The 19,037-nt window shown below is 61.0% G+C and carries 18 protein-coding genes; 5 read left to right on the forward strand and 13 right to left on the reverse strand.

The window, feature by feature from the left end; all coding sequences use genetic code 11:
- The first annotated feature begins 21 nt into the window (after positions 1-21).
- From pqqC to D8U70_RS11560, 4 genes are read left to right on the forward strand one after another with little or no spacing between them, the layout of a single operon-like run.
- Positions 22-774, forward strand: coding sequence for a pyrroloquinoline-quinone synthase PqqC (gene pqqC / locus D8U70_RS11545; RefSeq protein WP_039757691.1), 753 nt, complete (start codon positions 22-24; stop codon positions 772-774).
- On the forward strand, positions 771-1,046 hold the full coding sequence (pqqD, locus tag D8U70_RS11550) for a pyrroloquinoline quinone biosynthesis peptide chaperone PqqD (RefSeq protein WP_016772874.1): 276 nt from the start codon (positions 771-773) through the stop codon (positions 1,044-1,046). Before pqqC ends, pqqD begins: the two co-directional genes overlap by 4 nt.
- Entirely contained in the window at positions 1,018-2,178 is a 1,161-nt protein-coding gene (gene pqqE / locus D8U70_RS11555) for a pyrroloquinoline quinone biosynthesis protein PqqE (protein WP_122699663.1), read from the forward strand. The genes pqqD and pqqE overlap by 29 nt, the downstream gene beginning before the upstream one ends.
- Positions 2,144-3,943 (forward strand): S9 family peptidase, encoded by a 1,800-nt coding sequence (locus D8U70_RS11560; protein WP_130928919.1) that lies wholly within the window; start codon positions 2,144-2,146, stop codon positions 3,941-3,943. The genes pqqE and D8U70_RS11560 overlap by 35 nt, the downstream gene beginning before the upstream one ends.
- Positions 3,944-4,059: 116 nt before the next feature.
- Here the strand turns inward: D8U70_RS11560 and D8U70_RS11565 are convergent, their stop codons facing one another.
- From D8U70_RS11565 to D8U70_RS11580, 4 genes are all read right to left on the reverse strand, one after another.
- Positions 4,060-4,218 carry a YqaE/Pmp3 family membrane protein gene (locus D8U70_RS11565; RefSeq protein ID WP_003228885.1) on the reverse strand — a complete coding sequence of 53 codons (159 nt, stop codon included), beginning with the start codon at positions 4,216-4,218 and terminating at the stop codon, positions 4,060-4,062.
- A 95-nt stretch (positions 4,219-4,313) separates the two neighbouring features.
- Entirely contained in the window at positions 4,314-4,634 is a 321-nt protein-coding gene (locus tag D8U70_RS11570) for a DNA-binding transcriptional regulator (RefSeq protein WP_039757682.1), read from the reverse strand.
- Positions 4,627-4,983: a type II toxin-antitoxin system RelE/ParE family toxin gene (locus tag D8U70_RS11575; RefSeq protein ID WP_039757680.1), complete on the reverse strand. Its 357-nt coding sequence runs from the start codon at positions 4,981-4,983 to the stop codon at positions 4,627-4,629. Before D8U70_RS11575 ends, D8U70_RS11570 begins: the two co-directional genes overlap by 8 nt.
- A 250-nt stretch (positions 4,984-5,233) precedes the next feature.
- Positions 5,234-6,460 carry an aminotransferase class III-fold pyridoxal phosphate-dependent enzyme gene (locus tag D8U70_RS11580; RefSeq protein ID WP_073476534.1) on the reverse strand — a complete coding sequence of 409 codons (1,227 nt, stop codon included), beginning with the start codon at positions 6,458-6,460 and terminating at the stop codon, positions 5,234-5,236.
- Positions 6,461-6,629: 169 nt separating this feature from the next.
- Here D8U70_RS11580 and D8U70_RS11585 point away from each other — a divergent pair, with 169 nt between their 5' ends.
- Positions 6,630-7,544 (forward strand): LysR family transcriptional regulator, encoded by a 915-nt coding sequence (locus D8U70_RS11585; protein ID WP_073476532.1) that lies wholly within the window; start codon positions 6,630-6,632, stop codon positions 7,542-7,544.
- 228 nt (positions 7,545-7,772) lie between these two features.
- Here D8U70_RS11585 and D8U70_RS11590 read toward each other — a convergent pair whose 3' ends face one another.
- The 9 genes from D8U70_RS11590 to bioF all read right to left on the reverse strand — a co-directional run bounded on the left by D8U70_RS11590 (position 7,773) and on the right by bioF (position 18,941).
- Positions 7,773-9,551 carry an acyl-CoA dehydrogenase C-terminal domain-containing protein gene (locus tag D8U70_RS11590; RefSeq protein ID WP_073476529.1) on the reverse strand — a complete coding sequence of 593 codons (1,779 nt, stop codon included), beginning with the start codon at positions 9,549-9,551 and terminating at the stop codon, positions 7,773-7,775.
- Positions 9,552-9,706: 155 nt separating this feature from the next.
- The gene (locus D8U70_RS11595; RefSeq protein WP_130928920.1) at positions 9,707-11,503 is read right to left on the reverse strand and encodes an acyl-CoA dehydrogenase C-terminal domain-containing protein; all 1,797 of its coding nucleotides are present in this window, start codon (positions 11,501-11,503) and stop codon (positions 9,707-9,709) included.
- 90 nt (positions 11,504-11,593) lie between these two features.
- On the reverse strand, positions 11,594-12,883 hold the full coding sequence (locus tag D8U70_RS11600) for a GGDEF domain-containing protein (RefSeq protein ID WP_041476719.1): 1,290 nt from the start codon (positions 12,881-12,883) through the stop codon (positions 11,594-11,596).
- 191 nt (positions 12,884-13,074) lie between these two features.
- Complete coding sequence (locus tag D8U70_RS11605; protein WP_024014564.1) at positions 13,075-14,880, reverse strand: phenylacyl-CoA dehydrogenase; 1,806 nt, start codon at positions 14,878-14,880, stop codon at positions 13,075-13,077.
- 274 nt (positions 14,881-15,154) lie between these two features.
- Positions 15,155-15,451 (reverse strand): hypothetical protein, encoded by a 297-nt coding sequence (locus D8U70_RS11610; RefSeq protein ID WP_016772865.1) that lies wholly within the window; start codon positions 15,449-15,451, stop codon positions 15,155-15,157.
- 108 nt (positions 15,452-15,559) lie between these two features.
- Complete coding sequence (bioD, locus tag D8U70_RS11615; RefSeq protein ID WP_130928921.1) at positions 15,560-16,240, reverse strand: dethiobiotin synthase; 681 nt, start codon at positions 16,238-16,240, stop codon at positions 15,560-15,562.
- Entirely contained in the window at positions 16,237-17,046 is an 810-nt protein-coding gene (gene bioC, locus D8U70_RS11620) for a malonyl-ACP O-methyltransferase BioC (RefSeq protein ID WP_130928922.1), read from the reverse strand. The genes bioD and bioC overlap by 4 nt, the downstream gene beginning before the upstream one ends.
- A complete protein-coding gene (locus tag D8U70_RS11625) occupies positions 17,039-17,770 on the reverse strand; it encodes an alpha/beta fold hydrolase (RefSeq protein ID WP_130928923.1) in 732 nt (243 codons plus the stop codon). Before D8U70_RS11625 ends, bioC begins: the two co-directional genes overlap by 8 nt.
- Entirely contained in the window at positions 17,763-18,941 is a 1,179-nt protein-coding gene (gene bioF, locus D8U70_RS11630; RefSeq protein WP_130928924.1) for an 8-amino-7-oxononanoate synthase, read from the reverse strand. The genes D8U70_RS11625 and bioF overlap by 8 nt, the downstream gene beginning before the upstream one ends.
- Between the last annotated feature and the right edge of the window lie 96 nt (positions 18,942-19,037).

Raw genomic sequence — 19,037 nt, forward strand, 5'->3', positions numbered from 1 at the left:
GTTGTTCCCCGGAGAACAGACATGACCGACACCCCGCTGTCCCCCGCCGAATTCGAAGCGGCCCTGCGCGCCAAAGGCGCCTATTACCACATCTACCACCCGTACCACGTGGCGATGTACGAAGGCCGCGCGACCCGCGAGCAGATTCAGGGCTGGGTCGCCAACCGCTTCTACTATCAGGTGAACATTCCCCTGAAAGACGCGGCGATCCTTGCCAATTGCCCGGATCGGGAAATCCGCCGCGAGTGGATTCAGCGCCTGCTCGACCACGACGGCGCACCCGGTGAAGATGGCGGCATCGAAGCCTGGCTGCGTCTGGGACAGGCTGTTGGCCTCGACCCGGACCAATTGCGTTCTCAGGAGCTGGTGCTGCCCGGCGTGCGTTTCGCCGTCGATGCCTACGTCAACTTCGCCCGTCGCGCCAGTTGGCAGGAAGCCGCCAGCAGTTCGCTGACCGAATTGTTCGCGCCGCAGATTCACCAGTCGCGCCTCGACAGCTGGCCGCAGCATTATCCGTGGATCGACCCGGCCGGTTACGAATACTTCCGCACCCGTCTCGGTCAGGCGCGGCGTGACGTCGAGCATGGGCTGGCGATCACCCTTGAGCATTACAAGACCCGCGAAGGCCAGGAGCGCATGCTGGAAATTCTCCAGTTCAAACTGGACATTCTTTGGAGCATGCTCGATGCCATGAGCATGGCCTATGAACTGAACCGTCCGCCGTATCACAGCGTGACCGAACAACGGGTCTGGCATAAAGGAATCATCTTATGAGTTTCGACCGCAGCAAAGTGCCGAGCTGGCGCCCGGGCTATCGCTTCCAGTACGAACCAGCGCAGAAGGGCCATGTCTTGCTGTACCCGGAAGGCATGATCAAGCTCAACGAAACGGCCGCGCTGATCGGCGGCCTGATTGATGGCGAACGCGATGTCGCGGCAATCATTGCCGAACTCGACAAGCAGTTCCCCGGCGTGCCCGAGCTCGGTGACGACGTCGAGCAATTCATGGAGGTTGCCCGTGAGCAACACTGGCTCACCCTTGGCTGATCTGCCGGCCAAACCGCAAGTCGGCCTGCCGCTGTGGCTGCTCGCCGAGCTGACCTACCGCTGCCCGCTGCAATGCCCGTACTGCTCCAATCCGCTGGATTTCGCCGAGCAGGGCAAAGAGCTGACCACCGAGCAATGGATCAAGGTGTTCCGCGAAGCGCGGGAGATGGGCGCGGCGCAATTGGGCTTTTCCGGCGGCGAACCGCTGGTGCGTCAGGACTTGGCCGAACTGATCCGTGAAGCACGGCAGTTGGGTTTCTACACCAACCTGATCACCTCCGGCATTGGCCTGACCGAGCAGAAAATCAGCGACTTCAAAAAGGCCGGGCTCGACCACATCCAGATCAGTTTTCAGGCCAGCGACGAGCAAGTGAACAACCTGCTCGCCGGCTCGAAAAAGGCCTTTGCGCAGAAGCTGGAAATGGCTCGTGCGGTGAAGGCCCACGGCTATCCGATGGTGCTGAACTTCGTCACCCATCGGCACAACATCGACAAGATCGACCGCATCATCGAGCTGTGCATTGCGCTGGAGGCCGACTTCGTCGAACTCGCCACTTGCCAGTTCTACGGCTGGGCGCAGCTCAACCGTGTCGGTCTGTTGCCGACCAGGGAACAACTGGTGCGCGCCGAACGCATCACCAACGAATACCGGGCCAGGCTGGAAGCCGAAGGGCATCCGTGCAAGCTGATTTTCGTGACTCCGGACTATTACGAAGAACGCCCGAAAGCCTGCATGAACGGCTGGGGCAGCATCTTCCTGACCGTCACGCCGGACGGCACCGCCCTGCCCTGCCATGGTGCCCGCCAGATGCCGGTGCAGTTTCCCAACGTGCGCGATCACAGCATGCAACACATCTGGTATGACTCGTTCGGCTTCAACCGTTTTCGCGGTTACGACTGGATGCCCGAGCCGTGCCGCTCTTGCGACGAGAAAGAAAAAGACTTCGGCGGCTGCCGCTGCCAGGCGTTCATGCTCACCGGCGACGCCAGTAACGCCGACCCGGTGTGCAGCAAGTCCGAACATCACGGCGTGATCCTCAAGGCCCGCGAAGAAGCCGAGAGCGCCACTCAAACCATCGAACAATTGGCCTTTCGCAATGAACGAAACTCACGCCTCATCGCCAAGGGCTGAGCCTTTCAGCGCCGCCCAGGCCGTCGCCGCCGGAACCGACTTCGCCGAACTGCAGCTCGGCGCCGATGGTTTGTTCTGGAATGAATACCGCCCCGAGGATGCCGCATGCCGGATCTGGCATTGGCGCGATGGCGTGGCGAAACGTCTGACGCCGGACGGATTCAGCGTGCGTAGCCGCGTGTACGAATATGGCGGTGGTGCGTTTTGTCTGACGCCTGACGGGGTGGTTTTCGTCAATGAAGCGGATCAGCAGATGTATCGGCAGGCGCTGGATGACGAGCCGGTTGCGCTGACGTCGACTGACGGCCGCTACGGCGATCTGCAATTCGCCGCTGGCCGGGTGTTGGCGGTCGAAGAGCAGCAGGATCGACATCGCCTGGTGGCGATTGATCTGGCGAGCGGTACGCGACAGGTGCTGGCCGAGGGTGCGGATTTTTATGCGTCGCCAACGCTGAGCCCGAACGGCCAGCGCTTGGCATGGATCGAGTGGAGCCGACCGCATCAGCCGTGGACCTCGACGCGGTTGATGGTCGCGGAAGGTGATTTTTCTGCGCCTCGCTGTGTTGCCGGTGCGCAGATGGAGGAGTCGATCCAACAGCCGCGCTTCGACGCCGACGGCCGGCTCTACTGCCTGACAGATCGTGGCGGCTACTGGCAGCCGTGGGTCGAAACGTCCGATGGCTTGCACGCGCTACCGAGTGCCGAGGCCGATCACGCGCCCGCGCCGTGGCAGCTTGGCGGCTGCACTTGGCTGCCTGTCGGTGATCAATTCTTAGCCAGCTGGAGCGAGGATGGTTTCGGGCGCCTGGCCTTGGGAAATGAAGATTTCAGCGGTGACTACAGCCGCTTCCGCCACTTGGCGATGGATCAACAATTCATCTATTGCATCGCTGCATCGCCGACCAGCCCGTCGGCAGTGATCGCCATTGATCGTGTCTCGCATGCCGTGAAAATCCTCGCTGGCGGCGTGGCTCCATTGCCTGCCGAACGCATCAGCCGTCCGCAGACCTTGCGTTATCCGAGCGGCTCCGGCGAGGCGCACGGTTTCTTCTACCCGGCCATGAGCGGTGAAGCGAAACCGCCGCTGGTGGTGTTTATCCACGGCGGCCCGACCTCGGCGTGCTATCCGATCCTCGATCCGCGTATCCAGTACTGGACCCAGCGCGGCTTTGCTGTCGCCGACCTCAACTATCGCGGCAGCAGTGGCTATGGTCGCGAATATCGGCAAGCGCTGCATCTGCGCTGGGGCGAGGTGGATGTCGAGGATGCCTGCGCGGTGGTCAGCTATCTCGCCGATCAAGGCTTGATCGATGGCGGCCGCGCGTTCATTCGCGGTGGCAGTGCAGGTGGTTACACCACATTGTGCGCACTGGCGTTCAGGCAGGTTTTCCGCGCAGGCGCCAGCCTCTATGGCGTCAGCGATCCGGTCGCGCTGGCACGGGCCACGCACAAGTTCGAGGGCGATTATCTGGACTGGCTGATCGGCGATCCCGAGCGAGATGCCGAACGCTATGCCGCCCGCACGCCATTGCTGCACGCAGACAATATTCGCGTGCCGGTGATTTTCTTCCAGGGTGAACTGGACGCGGTGGTCGTGCCGCAACAGACCCGCGACATGGTCGCGGCGCTGGAGCACAACGGCATCCCGGTCGAAGCGCATTACTACCCTGACGAACGCCACGGCTTTCGTCGCGCGGCTAACCAGGCGCATGCGCTGGAGCGGGAGTGGACGTTTTATCGGCGAGTGATGGGGCTGGTTGACTGAAAACCGTGTCGTCCCATTCGCGAGCAGGCTCGCTCCCACAGAGGACTTGTGTACACCACAGATCCAGTGTGGGAGCGAGCCTGCTCGCGAAAGCTATCTAAGTTGCGCTAGCGTACTCAACGCTTGGCGATGATATACACCGCATGCACGATCCCTGGAATGTAGCCGCACAGCGTCAGAAGAATGTTCAGCCAGAACGCCCCGCCAAACCCGACCTGCAGAAACACGCCCAGTGGCGGCAACAGAATAGCGATGATGATACGAATGAAATCCATGGGGCAGCTCCTCAATGGGGGTTGGCTCACTTGAGCCATACAAGCTAATCGACCTGCGCCGTTCGTCAGGGTTCAGTGCAATAGCTGCGTCAGGCTCAAGCGAGAATTTTCAACCCATGTTTTTGTACGATGCTCAGTAGTTTGAGCGCCATACCGCTGGGATGTTTGTCACCCGATTCCCATTGCTTGACGGTGGATGCACTGGTGTTGAGATAGCGTGCAAACACCGGCTGGCTGACCTTGTTACGTTCGCGTAGCGCCTTGATCTCCTCAGCCGGGATCGCTAAGGGAACCGATGCCAGACAGGAGTCATCGAATTCTCGCATCGTCGCTTTGTTGATTGCTCCGACAGCAAGCAACGCCCCGGCTGATTCGTGTATCGATTCAAAGACTTCACTTTTGAATTTCTTACTCATGACATATCTCCACAAACTCCTTCATCGCCAACAAGTCGCTGATCTGCTCTTCGGTCAGTTGCGCATAGACCTTTGCCAATTTACGTAAATCCTTCAATTCTGTTGGCGTGATATTGCTTTGATCCTGCTTGGCGAAAAGCACTTGGTAGATCCAGTAATGTCCACCTTTTGCCAAAACAATCGAACGGTGGCGGTTCGCCTTCAAGCGCTTCTTCCACACGCCTCCGCCAAGATCGTCCGCCTGTCCCTGAAGCATCTGGTGAAACGCCTCCTGCAACTCTTCATCTGTGATCCACGCCCTGCTGGCCTGGAGGGCGAAGCGTTTGGTCTTGAACAACCTCAATGGCATAGGTATCCCTTCCAAAAACATACCACCCAGTGGTACAGATCGCAAAACGGCTTTTTCGGTGATACCGATCAGGCCGTGGCCGCATCCCTTGCTGGCATTCTCTAAAAGACCATCCGCGGTACGATCCCTCAAGCTCTAAATCCCGTCTGTAAAACCCGGCCACAAAAAAACGCCCCACGCCAAAAGAATCAGGCGTGGGGCGTGCGTTATACCGCGAGACGGTTCAGGTGATCGGTTGGGGCAGCTCGGCTCAGACGGCAATGCCTTTGCGGCAGTGCACTTGGGCGGTGCGCACCCGCGAGAAGGCGCGGCCCAGGCGCAGAAGCATTTCGTCGATGTTGGCTTTGCTGACAGTGAGGGCCGGGGTGAAGCGCAGGCAGTCAGGCTGCGCGGCGTTCAATATCAGGCCTTCGTGAAGTGCGGCATGGACGACGGCGTCGGCGCATTCGTCGGACAGCGTCAACCCGTAAAACAGGCCTTGGCCGCGCAACTCGCCGTGACCGTAGCGGTGCGCCAGTCGCGCCAGGCCTTCGCGCAGGTGCTGGCCGTTGTCGTTGACCTGCTGAAGGAAGCTTCGGTCATGGATGCTGTCGAGCACTACCAGACCGGCCGCCGTGATCAAGGCGTTGCCGTGATGGGTGCCGCTCAGCTCGCCGGTGGCGAAGCAGCAGGCCTTGCCTCGCGCCAGCAAGGCCGCCAGCGGCAAGCCGCCGCCAAGACCTTTGCCGAGCACGACGATATCGGCGCGAATGCCGTAGGACTGTTCGGCAAGCAAGCTGCCGCAGCGGCCCATACCCGTCTGCACTTCGTCGAGAATCAGCAGAATGCCCAGGTCACGACACAGTCGCTCGACCCCTTTGAGGTAATGCTCGGTCGCCGGAATGACCCCGGCATCGCTCTGGATCGGCTCCAGCATGATCGCCACGGTCTGCGCGTCCACCGCCGCATGCAGCGCCGGCAGGTCGTTGAATGGCACTCGATCAATCGTCGCCAGACTGCGGCCATGACAACCCTGCTCAGCCATGATGATCCGCGAGGCGCCGCCGCGATGCAGCTGCCCCCATTTGCGCGCCAGTTTGATCGCCGCCTCACAAGCCTCGCTGCCACTGTTGAGCAGGTAGGCCTGATCGCTGGACGTGCTGGCGCACAGACGTTCGGCGAGGCTGAGCATGCCGCGATTATGCAGATTGCAGCCTGGATTGATCAGCGCCTGGGCCTGATTGGCGATGGCTTTGACCAGCGCCGTGGGGCTGTGGCCAAGGCTGTTGGCGCCGCCGGCCTGGGAAAAGTCGAGGTAGGCGCGATCGTTGCTGTCCCATAGCCATGAACCCTGGCCGCGAACGAACACTTGTTGCGGCCGATCGACGCTGGGCATCAGGCGTTGGGCATTGAGATGGTCGGTCATAGCGGATGGCCCCGCCTCGAAGCAGAGGTCATCCAGACTCGGCGTCTGGCGCCGCAAACTGAACAGATTCATGCGGAGAAACCTCGCTGGAGGTTTTTTGAACTGCCTATGTAATCACGAACGAAGCAAATGGAATTCGTCACGCTTTCTGGCCCTGCAAGCCTTGTGAATGCGGTTAGACTAGGCGCGCAAACGGCTTCAGGCCATTTCGATTTTTCAGCCATTTCGATAAGCGCTACTTATGGATTTCAAACAACTGCGTTATTTCGTCGCGGTCTACGAAGAAGGCCATGTCGGCCGTGCGGCTGAGCGCTTGTCGATCTCGCAACCGGCGCTGTCGCAACAGATCCGTCAGCTGGAGCAGAATCTCGACGTCACCCTGTTCGAACGCAGCAGTAAACGCCTGCTGCCGACCCTCGCTGCGCATACGCTGTACAACCACGCGTTGCCGCTGCTCGATGGCTTGCAGCGGGCGCGCGAGGCGTTGGGTAATTTCAAGGGGCAGGCGTTGCGCACCCTGGCGATCGGTGTGCTGCAAACGGTGCACACCAGCCTTGTGCCGCAAATGCTCGAGCGTGTGCGCAAGGCGCAGCCGCATCTGGTGGTGCAGATCTATGAACTGACCGGGCTGGAAATTGAGCGGCGTCTGCTCAATGGTTCGCTGGACATCGGCATCAGCTATCTGCCGCCGCGCCAACCCGGTCTGCACGGGGTGTTGCTGTATGAAGACGAACTGACGCTGGTGATCCCGGCAGACCATCCATTGCGCGAGTTCAAGAAAGTCTCGATGCGCCAGGCCGCTGAGTTGCCCATGTTGCTGCTCGGCGAAGAATTCCAGATCCGGCAGATCTGGCAGGCACAACTGACCAGCCTCGGTCGACGCCCGCAGGTGCAGGCCGAGTTGAACAATATGTTGGGGATTCTCGACAGCCTGCCACACACCCGGCTGGCGACGGTGCTGCCGGGACGTTCGCAAAAGGAATACGACGATGGAGATTTGCTGTGGAAACCGCTGAGCGAACCGCGCGTGCCGTTGAAAGTCGGCCTGGTGTGCCGCGATGTACAACGCCAGCAGGCCTCGTTGGCATTGCTGCGGACATTGCTTGAAGAGGTGATCGATCGCGAAGTGAAGCCGCCCCTCGATCCGCTCGCCTGAAACTTTTCTTCAGGCAAAAGAAAACCCCGCCGAAGCGGGGCTTTGCAGACTGTTTCCCTGACATCCATTTCACTCCGCCACCCTGGCAGAATCCTACGTGTCCGTGTTGTTTACTTTGCGCTTCCTGCGCGACGTCCATGAAATGTAGATTAGCCGTGGATCCAATATACGGATATGGGAGAACAGCAGCACGTCACGTAAGCAAATGCTTACATGACGTCTACAGGATCAAAACTGTGCCGCATCCAGCAGGAACAGCGATTCGCTACCGGCTTTGACCGACGCGCTCAACGAGTGGATACGCGGCAGCAGGCGGGCGAAATAAAAGCGCGCGGTGCCCAGCTTGCTCGCGTAGAAATCCTCCTGCGCTTCCTTGCCCAGCGCGGCTTTGGCCATCAACGCCCACATGTAGGCGTAAGCGGTGTAGCCGAACGCTTGCAAATATTCGACCGAGGCCGCGCCGATTTCGTTCGGATTTTTTTTCGCCCTGTCCAGCAGCCACGCGGTCAGCTCGTCGAGGGTGTCGACGGCATCGTTCAACGGCTTGGTGAACTCGCCCAGATCGGCGCTGGCGGTTGCGGTGAAATGGCGGATCTCGTCAGCGAACAGCTGGTAGAACGTGCCGCCACTGCCAACGATCTTGCGCCCGACCAGGTCCAGCGCCTGAATACCGTTGGTGCCTTCGTAGATCTGGGTGATGCGCACGTCACGCACCAGTTGCTCCTGGCCCCACTCGCGGATGTAGCCGTGACCACCAAAAATCTGCTGGCCGTGGACGGTAGTTTCCAGACCCAGGTCGGTCAGGAAGGCTTTCGCTACCGGCGTCAGCAGCGCCACCAGATCTTCCGCGCGCTTGCGGGTAGTCGCGTCTTCGCTGAACTTGGCGGTGTCCAGTTGCATCGCCACATACGTGGAGAACGCACGGCCGCCTTCGTTCGAGGCTTTCATGGTCAGCAGCATGCGTCGCACGTCCGGGTGGACGATGATCGGGTCAGCGACTTTGTCCTTGTTCTGCGCACCGGTCGGCGAACGGCTCTGCAGACGGTCGCGCGCATATTCAACAGCGTTCTGATAAGAGCGCTCGCCCGTGGCCAGGCCCTGAATGCCAACGCCCAGGCGCTCGTAGTTCATCATGGTGAACATTGCGGCCAGGCCTTTGTTCGGCTCGCCGACCAGATAACCCACGGCTTCGTCGAAGTTCATCACGCAGGTCGCCGAGGCCTGAATGCCCATCTTGTGCTCGATCGAACCGCAGTTGGCCGGGTTACGCGCACCGAGGCTGCCGTCGGCATTGACCATGAACTTCGGCACCAGGAACAGCGAAATGCCTTTCGGACCGGCCGGGGCGTCCGGCAGCTTGGCCAGTACCAGATGAATGATGTTCTCGGTGAGGTCGTGCTCGCCACCGGTGATGAAGATCTTGGTGCCGCTGACCTTGTAGGAACCGTCGGCCTGAGGTTCGGCTTTGGTACGGATGATGCCCAGGTCGGTGCCGGCGTGCGGCTCGGTCAGGCACATGGAACCGGCCCAGATGCCGGCGTACATGTTCGGCAGGTACGCAGCTTTCAGTTCTTCGCTGGCATGCGCATTGATCGACAGGCAGGCGCCGGCGGTCAGCATCGGGTACAAACCGAACGCCAGGCTGGCGGAGTTGACCATTTCTTCGACCTGCGCCGATACGGCTTTGGGCATGCCCATGCCGCCGTAGGCCGGATCACCGCCGACGCCGACCCAGCCGCCTTCGGCATAAGTCTGATAAGCCTGTGGGAAACCGGCCGGGGTGGTGACGGCACCGTCCGCCCAATGGCAACCTTCCTCGTCAGCGGCACGGCTCAGTGGCGCGATGCTTTTGCTGGTGACCTTGCCGGCCTCTTCGAGAATCGCTTCAACGGTTTCGGCGTCGACGGTCTCGGCCAGCGCCGGCAGCTCGGCCCAGAGTTTGGCGACTTCGAACACTTCATTGAGGACGAAGCGCATATCGCGCAGCGGCGCTTTGTAGTCAGCCATGGCAAACCTCGCAAGATCTAAACAGGTGGTTCGTGGAATGATGTTTTCTGAGCCCGAGTGTACCTCAACAACTTTTGCGACACATAGGGTCAGCCGGTGACTGATTTGTTATTTTTAGTCACTAGAAAAAGATCGCCGCGATCTTTCGATCTGCCCTACAAAGCAAACGCCTGCGCCGGCAAATTCATCAAACAATCACTGCCCGCCTCGATCGCTGCCTGATGCGCAGCCGTACGCGGCAACAAACGCTTGAAGTAGAACTCGCACGTCGCCAGTTTGCCCTTGAGGAAATCAGCCTCACCCTCGCCCGCCTCCAACTGTGCCTGCGCAACCAACGCCATGCGCAGCCACAGGTAGCCCAGGATGATGTAGCCGCTGTACATCAGGTAATCCACCGATGCGGCGCCGACTTCGTCCGGGTTCTTCATGGCGGCCATGCCGACCTTCATGGTCAGGTCGCCCCACTGTTGATTGAGCCCGTCAAGTTGCGCGACGAAGCCGCCCAATTGCGCGTGGTCGGCGTTCGCTGCGCAGAACTTGTGGACGATCTTGGTAAAGCCGCGCAGCAGCTTGCCCTGACTGCCCAGCACCTTGCGCCCGAGCAGGTCCAGCGCCTGAATGCCATTGGTGCCTTCGTAGATCGGCGCAATCCGGCAATCGCGCACCAGTTGCTCCATGCCCCACTCACGAATGAAACCGTGGCCGCCGAACACTTGCATGCCGTGGTTGGTCACTTCCAGCCCAGTGTCGGTCATGAACGCCTTGCAGATCGGCGTGAGGAACGCCAACAGGTCTTCGGCTTCCTGACGCGCCTCGGCGTCGCTGCTCAGGTGCGCGACGTCGAGCATCTGCGCGGTGAAATAGGTCAGCGCGCGGTTGCCTTCGTTGAAGGCTTTCATGGTCAGCAACATGCGCCGCACATCGGGGTGAACGATGATCGGATCGGCAGGTTTTTCCGGGGCCTTGGCGCCGGTCAGCGCGCGCATCTGCAGACGGTCGTTGGCGTACTTGATCGCACCCTGAAAACTCGCCTCGCCCAGACACAGCCCCTGCATGCCGGTGCCGAGCCGCGCGTGGTTCATCATGGTGAACATGCAGTTGAGGCCTTTGTTCGGCTCGCCGATCAGGTAACCGGTGGCGGCATCGAAATTCAGCACACAGGTGGCTGAAGCCTTGATGCCCATCTTGTGCTCGATCGAGCCACAGGAAACGCCGTTGCGCGCACCCGCTTCGCCTGCTGCATCGGGCAGGAACTTGGGCACGATAAACAGGGAAATGCCCTTGGTTCCGGCCGGTGCGTCCGGCAGCTTGGCCAGGACCAGATGGATGATGTTGTCGCTCAGGTCATGCTCGCCGGCGGAAATGAAAATCTTGCTGCCAGTGATCGCGTAGCTGCCGTCGGCTCGGGGCACCGCGCGAGTCTTGATGATGCCCAGATCAGTGCCGCAGTGGGCTTCGGTCAGGCACATGGTGCCCGTCCACTGGCCGGCGGTGAGTTTGCTCAGGTAGGTGTCTTTCTGCTCGGCGGTACCGTGGGCGTGGATCGCCGACATCGCGCCGTGGGTCAGGCCGGGGTACATGCCCCAGGACGTGTTGCTGGAGCCGACCATCTCGCTGATCACCAGCCCCAGCGAACTCGGCAACCCTTGGCCACCGTAAGCCGGATCGGCCGCCAATCCATGCCAGCCGCCCTCGACATATTGTGCGAAGGCCTGCTTGAAGCCTGTAGGCGTTGTCACCACGCCGTTGTCGAAATGGCAGCCCTCTTCATCGCCGCTGCGATTGAGCGGGGCCAGCACGTTCTCGCAGAACTTCGCGCCTTCTTCGAGGATCGCGCTGATCATGTCCGGGCTGGCGTCATGCGCGCCGAGAGCGGCGTAGTTGGTATGGAAGTCGAAGACGTGATCGATCAGAAAGCGCATGTCGCGCAGGGGAGCTTTGTACTCGGGCATGGTGGCTTCTCCGTCAGCAGATTCCTCAAACCTACTGCTGGCCATCACGCGCGACAATCACTGTACAGGCGCTGAATGCGCCGTCATCACTCAACCCGCAGCAGTGTCCATGCGCACCGCGCCACGGCGGTTCTGCCCGAATGCCATGACGCAGTTACGCCCGGCGCCCTTGGCGCTGTACAACGCCTGATCGGCGGACTTGAGCACTTCTTCAGGGGTGCGCTGCTCGACACGTTCGGCGACGCCGATACTTACCGTCACCGACACCGCCGAAGCCCCGGAACCGCTGCGGCGCTGGCGACCTTGCTGATCATCCTGCGGGCGGTTTTCCTGGTTGCGTAACTGAATGCTGTAGGAGGCGATCGACTCACGGATCACTTCCAGGTGCGGCATGCACTCCTCAAGGGTTTTGCCTGCAAACACCAAGGCGAATTCCTCACCGCCGTAGCGATACGCCCTACCGCCACCGCTGATTTTCGACAGTTTACTGGCGACCAGGCGCAGCACCTGGTCACCGACATCATGGCCATGGGTGTCGTTGAATTTCTTGAAGTGATCGACGTCGCTCATCGCCAGCACGTAGTTGCGCCCCAGACGCTGCATGCGCTCGTTGAGCGCACGTCGTCCCGGCAGACCGGTGAGCTCGTCGCGGAAGGCCATTTGATAGGCCTCATGCGCAACCGCTGCGGCGATCATCAGCATCACCTGGCTGCACATGATGTTCAGGGTGAACGGCAGAATGAAGGTCTTCGGCAGCATCCAGAACACCCCGAGCAAGCCGACCAGTTGCGCCGCGTGCAGCGGGCGCGGGTTGCGCCAGTATTGCCAGGCCAGGAGCAGGAAGGCCGAGATGAACACCGGATAGGACAACTGGATCAGACTCATCCACGCGCCGTGCAGCGCCGGCCAGCGGATCTCCGACAACCACAGCAGCAGCGCCTGTGGGTAACTTTGCTCCAGGCCCAGCGCCACGCTGCCAAACGCTAGCAGCACAGCGAACCGGGCAACCATGTCCTGAAAAAGATGGGTACGTTCCTGCCATGCGGCGAATAATCCGAACAACAGCGGCAGCAGCAGGCAGACCAGATGAAACACCACCGCAGCGTCCTCGCGAACCTTGCCGTTGTCGCGGTAGAAATCGGTCTGGGTGTCCAGCAGAAAGTAGGCGATGTACACCGTGAGCATCAGAAACAGTTCGCGCTGACGTCGATACACCGCGCAATAAGCGCCACCGAGGAGCAGAACCAATGTCGGCAGGACGTTGAACAGCGATGTGAAGAATACGCTGAGGTCTTTGACGTACGCAGCCGCCAACCCCGCAAGCAACAACAGCAGTGATGGCAGGAAATGGCTGAAACGTACAGCGGAAGAACGCGGCAAGGGTAAGCTCCGACCCGTCATAGCAAAGAGATGGCATTGTGCCTGCAAAGTGCGGCCAAGCCCACACAATGTGATCCAGATCACACACGGTCTCTATAACGGCCGGAAGCTCGACTATCTGAGCGATCCGCAAACAAAAAAACCGCTGCCCCCTAACGGGAGCAGCGGTTTTCGTCAGACTGCGTTAAGGCTTAGTAGCCCAGCGCGAAGTCTTCTTCTTTCATGTCCATCAGGTTGCCAGCACCCGACAGCATAGTGGCCACGTGAGTACGGGTACGCGGCAGGATGCGCTGGAAGTAGAAGCGCGCGGTTTGCAGCTTGGCGGTGTAGAACGCCTCGTCGCTGGTGCCGGCAGCCAGTTTTTCCGCAGCCAGACGTGCCATGTCAGCCCAGAAGTAGGCCAGGCAGGCATAACCGGAGTACATCAGGTAATCCACGGAGGCCGCGCCGACTTCTTCGCGATCTTTCATGGCAGCCATACCAACCTTCATGGTCAGCTCGCCCCATTCCTTGTTCAGTGCAGCCAGCGGCGCGACGAATTCCTGGACGGCTTCGTTGCCTTCGTTGGTCTGGCAGAACTTGTGGACGATCTTGGTGAAGCCTTTCAGAGCCTCGCCTTGAGTCATCAGCACTTTGCGGCCGAGCAGGTCGAGGGCCTGGATGCCGGTGGTGCCTTCGTACAGCATCGAAATGCGGCTGTCGCGAACGTTCTGCTCCATGCCCCACTCGGCGATGAAGCCGTGGCCGCCGTAGATCTGCACGCCGTGGTTGGCGGCTTCGAAACCGACTTCGGTCATGAACGCTTTGGCGATCGGGGTCATGAACGCCAGCAGCGCGTCGGCCTTCTTCTTCTCTTCTTCATCGACGCCGTATTTGACGATGTCGACCTGCTTGGCGGTGAAGTAGACCATCGCGCGGTTGCCTTCGGCGAACGCCTTCATGGTCAACAGCATGCGGCGCACGTCCGGGTGGACGATGATCGGGTCAGCGGCTTTGTCCGGTGCTTTCGGGCCAGTCAGCGAGCGCATTTGCAGGCGATCACGAGCGTATTTCAGACCGCCCTGGAAGCCGATTTCGGCGTGAGCCAGACCTTGCAGTGCGGTACCGAGGCGAGCGGTGTTCATAAAGGTGAACATGCAGTTCAGACCTTTGTTCGCCGGGCCGATCAGGTAACCGGTGGCGCCGTCGAAGTTCATCACGCAAGTGGCGTTGCCGTGGATGCCCATCTTGTGTTCCAGCGAACCGCAGCTCACTGCGTTGCGCGCGCCAATGGTGCCATCGGCGTTTGGCAGGAACTTTGGAACGATGAACAGCGAGATGCCTTTGGTGCCAGCCGGTGCATCGGGCAGACGCGCCAGTACGATGTGGACGATGTTGTCGGCCATGTCGTGCTCGCCGGCCGAGATGAAGATCTTGGTGCCGGAGACTTTGTAGGAACCGTCGGCCTGAGGCTCGGCCTTGGTACGCAGCATGCCCAGGTCGGTGCCGCAGTGCGGTTCGGTCAGGCACATGGTGCCGGTCCATTCGCCGGAGACCAGTTTGGTCAGATAGGCTTCCTGCTGCTCAGGGGTGCCGTGCTCGGAGATGGTGTTCATCGCACCGTGCGACAGGCCTGGGTACATGCCCCACGACCAGTTGGCTTCGCCGACCATTTCGCTTACCGCCAGGCCAAGCGACTCAGGCAGACCCTGACCGCCGTGCTCAACGTCGTGGGCCAGGCTTGGCCAGCCGCCTTCGACGAATTGCTTGTACGCCTCTTTGAAGCCAGTCGGGGTTTTCACGCCGGACTCGCTCCAGGTGCAGCCTTCGATGTCGCCCACGCGGTTCAGCGGCGCCAGTACCTGCTCACAAAACTTGGCGCCTTCCTCGAGGATGGCGTCAACCATGTCCGGCGTGGCGTCTGCGCACGCTGGCAGGCTCTGATAGTGCGCTTCGTAGCCGAGCAGTTCGTCACGAACGAAGCGAATATCACGCAAGGGGGCCTTGTAGTCAGGCATAGCGATAAACCTCTGCTGATGTAACCGGGAATGAACGACCGTGTTGAGTTGTTGTGACGGTCAAACAGTTGTTTGAAACATACGTTTACGCCGAAATCTTGTCAAGCATCGATCTTTTGCCGTTCGTCATCACGCTCTCCAAATGCCGGAAACGAAAAATCGCCGCGACTTCACGTAAGCCACGGGCGTTGTAAAAAGATTAGTTGAGCAAGAAGGACTTAAACGAAAAACGCCGCGACAGGGCGCGGCGTTTCGGGGTCTACAACAAATTCATTCAGGCAAAGGTATCGATGATCGTCCCGAGCACTTCGTCGGATGCCTTGGCCACCTTCACACCCAACTCTGCCTGGATCTTGCCCTGCGACAGCTCGACGATATTGCTCGCCAGATCCGATTCTTGTGCGCGATCCACACCGCGCAGGCGATTTACCTGCACTTCGGACGACTGGCTGGTCACCGAACGTTCGATAGTGTTGTTGGCGATCTGGCTGGCGGCCTGATCGACGCGGTTCTGCCCGGACTGAATCGAGCTCAGCCCCGCATAAAAAGCTGTGTTGCCGGAGATTTCCATAGTCGCTCTCGTCCTTGCAAAGGATCAATGGTCGCCATTGAAGCAGACGCGCCAGCAAAACGCCCGTCAAAAACACTAATGGCACAGTGCCTGTTCATAGGCAAAAGCTTAGTCGAGCAAATCCAGTTGCAAATGCTCGGCCACCGCTTCGGCGCTCAACGCCTTGAGTTTCGGCACGCGACCCAGGCACGGCGCGGGGATGCGCTCGGCCAGGGTCGCAAGGTTTTCCTCCAGCCGCGAAGTTTTCGGATCGATGATATTCGCCACCCACCCCGCCAATTGCAGGCCATCGCGGGCAATCGCCTCGGCGGTCAGCAACGCATGACTGATGCACCCCAGCCTCACGCCCACCACCAGAATCACCGGCAGCTGCAGCGCAATCGCCAGGTCCGAGAGATTGTCCTGATCGGCCAACGGCACCCGCCAGCCGCCTGCGCCTTCGATCAGGGTGAAATCGGCGTTCATCGCCAGAATCCCGCGCATCGGCGCCAGCAGTGATTGCACCGTCAGCGCCACACCTGCTTCGCGCGCCGCCAGATGGGGAGCGATCGCTGGCTCGAACGCCACCGGGTTGACCTGTTGATAAGTCAGCGGTAACAAACATTCGGCCAGCAGCGCCAGGGCGTCGGAATTGCGCAAGCCCTTGGACGTGACGTCGCAACCCGATGCCACCGGTTTGCCCGCCGCCGTGCTCAAGCCTGCCGACCGCGCCGCATGGAGCAATCCGGCAGCAACGGTGGTCTTGCCGACATCGGTGTCGGTACCGGTGATGAAATAGGCTGCGCTCATAGAGGTTTCTCCAACACGGCGTATACCACCTGATACGTTGCCGGCAGCCCCGACGCCTGACGGAACCGCTCATACGCGTCGATCAGCCCGAGAATCCGCGCCCGTCCGGTCAAACCGCCCGGCCGGCCCGGATTCAGATTGTGTGCGCCCAATGCCTTCAGCTCATGGGTCAGGCTGCGCACATCCGGGTAATGCAACACGTGCGGCTGATTCTGCAGCGCAAAAATGCGCATGCCACTGCCGGCACATAACTGTTCATAGCGGGCGAACTCGCGGAAGCGATTGACGTGCACCAGCCCGTCGACCTGCTGCCAACTCTCACGCAACTCGAACAACGTTCCTGTACATAGACTAGCAAAGGCAAAAATCCCGCCCGGTTTAAGCACGCGCAAGGCTTCGCTGAGCACCGCCTCGAAGTCGGCGCACCACTGCACCGCGAGACTGGAGAAAATCAGATCGACGCTCGCATCCTGCAACGGCAGCCGTTCGGCATCGCCAGCAATGAAATGCTCAGCGCCACCCAACGGCCGTGCGTGATTGAGCATGCCCTCGGCAATGTCCAGCGCGACACCGCTGCCCTGGGTGAAACGCGAGGCCAGCGCCCGGGTGAAATAGCCGGTGCCGCAACCGAGATCAAGCCACCGCGACGGCATGAAACTCCCAGGCAAACGCTCAAGCAGCTGCGTGCCGACGTCACGCTGAAACTCGGCGACGCTGTCGTAACTGGCCGCAGCACGGGAAAAAGACGCCGCCACCTGGCGCTTGTCGGGCAAGCCCCCAGGCAGCACAAGGGACAGATCAGTCATCAGCGCACTCATGTAGAAACGCCTGGATCGCGCCCGCGACTCCGTGCGGGTCTTCCAGCAGAAAAGCATGGCTGGCCTGTTCGATCAGACCAATTTCGATATCCGGCAACAGCGCGAACAATGCGCCGGCCGCTTCCGCCGGGACCAGAGCGTCCTGACCGCCGAACAGATGCAACTGCGGGCCGCGAAACCCCTGCAACGCCTGGCGCGTATCCAGTTGCGCAAGCAGCTCCAGACCCGCCATCAGCGCAGTCGGCGCGGCTGCCGGCGCACCACCGAGCAGCAACCGCGACAAGCCACGCGGGTCTGGCGAACCTTGCGCACATAGCAGAGCGAAGCGCTTGAGCGTGGTACGCGGATCGGCCTGGCAACCGGCAAGAAACGCATCGAACGTCTCGCCGGGCATCGCGCTCGGCCACTGTTCATGAGCAACAAACGCAGGGTTGCTTGCCAGCGTGAGCAACCCGCAGCACGCCTCACCGCGTCGTGCCGCCAACTCAGAGGCGAGCATGCCGCCCAGCGACCAGCCACCGAGCCAGACTTCCTGTGGAATGTGCGCATCGAGTTCGTCGAGCCAGTCTTCAAGGTCAGCGGAGTCCAGCTCCGGCAGCGGTTCGATCTCGACATGCAGATGTTCGTCGAGGCCACGCAATGCTGCGGCCAGCGGTTCCAGCGGCGACACGCCGAGGCCCCAGCCGGGCAGCAGGATCAGACGATTACGCATGGCCTGGCTCCAATGACAATCGGGCGAAACAATCTGCCAATCCTTCCAGCAACTGTTGCACTTGAGCTTCGCTGTGGGCGGCGGTCAGCGTGACGCGCAGTCGCGCGCTGCCGGCCGGCACGGTCGGTGGACGGATCGCGGTCACCATCAAGCCGCGCTCGCGCAGCATTTGCGACAACCGCACGGCGCGCCCGGCATCGCCGATCATGATCGGCTGGATCGGCGTAAAGCTGTCCATCAGCTTCAGCCCGATCTGCTCGGCGCCGTGGCGGAACTGGCGAATCAGCGTCTGCAAGTGTTCACGGCGCCAGTGTTCGCTGCGCAGCAGCTCGAGGCTTTTCAGCGTCGCGCAGGCCAGCGCCGGTGGTTGGCTGGTGGTGTAGATATACGGGCGGGCGAACTGGATCAGGCTTTCGATCAAGTCTTCGCTGCCGGCGACAAAGGCCCCGGCGGTGCCGAAGGCTTTACCGAGAGTGCCGACCAGCACCGGCACATCGTCCTGGCTCAAGCCGAAATGCTCGACGATGCCGCCACCGTTGGCGCCCAACGGACCGAAGCCGTGGGCATCGTCGACCATCAGCCACGCGCCTTTGGCCTTGGCCGCGCGGGCCAGTGCCGGCAGGTTGGCGATGTCACCGTCCATGCTGAACACACCGTCGGTGACCACCAGCGTGTTGCCGGTGGCTTTCTCCAAGCGTTTGCCCAGGCTCTCGGCGTCGTTGTGCAGATAGCGGTTGAAACGCGCGCCGGACAACAGGCCCGCGTCCAGCAACGAGGCGTGATTGAGCCGGTCTTCGAGCACCGTATCGCCCTGCCCGACCAGCGCGGTGACCGCGCCGAGGTTGGCCATGTAGCCGGTGGTGAACAGCAGCGCCCGTGGGCGTCCGGTCAGATCGGCGAGTGCTTCTTCCAGCGCGTGATGCGGGCTGCTGTGGCCGATCACCAGATGCGACGCGCCACCGCCGACACCCCAGCGCTCGGCACCGGCGCGCCAGGCTTCGATCACCTGCGGATGATTGGCCAGGCCCAGATAGTCGTTGTTGCAGAAAGCGAGCAGCGGTTGGCCGTCGACCACGACTTGCGGGCCTTGCGGCGAGTCGAGCAGCGGACGCTGCCGGTAGAGGTGGTCGGCACGGCGGGCAGCAAGGCGTGCGGCGAGATCGAATGACATGCAGGCCTCGATTTTCAAATGACACAGATCCCCTGTGGGAGCGAGCCTGCTCGCGAATGGGCGTCACCTCCAACAGGGATGTTGGCGACCAAACCG

The organism is Pseudomonas sp. Sample_20, from assembly GCF_004307585.1.
GTDB classification, from domain to species: domain Bacteria; phylum Pseudomonadota; class Gammaproteobacteria; order Pseudomonadales; family Pseudomonadaceae; genus Aquipseudomonas; species Aquipseudomonas atacamensis.

Bases quoted from the DNA above. Each gene is read 5' to 3' on its own strand.
- pqqC (WP_039757691.1), top strand. From the start codon at position 22: ATGACCGACACCCCGCTGTCCCCCGCCGAATTCGAAGCGGCCCTGCGC.
- pqqD (WP_016772874.1), top strand. From the start codon at position 771: ATGAGTTTCGACCGCAGCAAAGTGCCGAGCTGGCGCCCGGGCTATCGC.
- D8U70_RS11560 (WP_130928919.1), top strand. From the start codon at position 2,144: ATGAACGAAACTCACGCCTCATCGCCAAGGGCTGAGCCTTTCAGCGCC.
- D8U70_RS11565 (WP_003228885.1), bottom strand. From the start codon at position 4,218: ATGGATTTCATTCGTATCATCATCGCTATTCTGTTGCCGCCACTGGGC.
- D8U70_RS11570 (WP_039757682.1), bottom strand. From the start codon at position 4,634: ATGAGTAAGAAATTCAAAAGTGAAGTCTTTGAATCGATACACGAATCA.
- D8U70_RS11575 (WP_039757680.1), bottom strand. From the start codon at position 4,983: ATGCCATTGAGGTTGTTCAAGACCAAACGCTTCGCCCTCCAGGCCAGC.
- D8U70_RS11580 (WP_073476534.1), bottom strand. From the start codon at position 6,460: ATGAATCTGTTCAGTTTGCGGCGCCAGACGCCGAGTCTGGATGACCTC.
- D8U70_RS11585 (WP_073476532.1), top strand. From the start codon at position 6,630: ATGGATTTCAAACAACTGCGTTATTTCGTCGCGGTCTACGAAGAAGGC.
- D8U70_RS11590 (WP_073476529.1), bottom strand. From the start codon at position 9,551: ATGGCTGACTACAAAGCGCCGCTGCGCGATATGCGCTTCGTCCTCAAT.
- D8U70_RS11595 (WP_130928920.1), bottom strand. From the start codon at position 11,503: ATGCCCGAGTACAAAGCTCCCCTGCGCGACATGCGCTTTCTGATCGAT.
- D8U70_RS11605 (WP_024014564.1), bottom strand. From the start codon at position 14,880: ATGCCTGACTACAAGGCCCCCTTGCGTGATATTCGCTTCGTTCGTGAC.
- D8U70_RS11610 (WP_016772865.1), bottom strand. From the start codon at position 15,451: ATGGAAATCTCCGGCAACACAGCTTTTTATGCGGGGCTGAGCTCGATT.
- bioD (WP_130928921.1), bottom strand. From the start codon at position 16,240: ATGAGCGCAGCCTATTTCATCACCGGTACCGACACCGATGTCGGCAAG.
- bioC (WP_130928922.1), bottom strand. From the start codon at position 17,046: ATGACTGATCTGTCCCTTGTGCTGCCTGGGGGCTTGCCCGACAAGCGC.
- D8U70_RS11625 (WP_130928923.1), bottom strand. From the start codon at position 17,770: ATGCGTAATCGTCTGATCCTGCTGCCCGGCTGGGGCCTCGGCGTGTCG.
- bioF (WP_130928924.1), bottom strand. From the start codon at position 18,941: ATGTCATTCGATCTCGCCGCACGCCTTGCTGCCCGCCGTGCCGACCAC.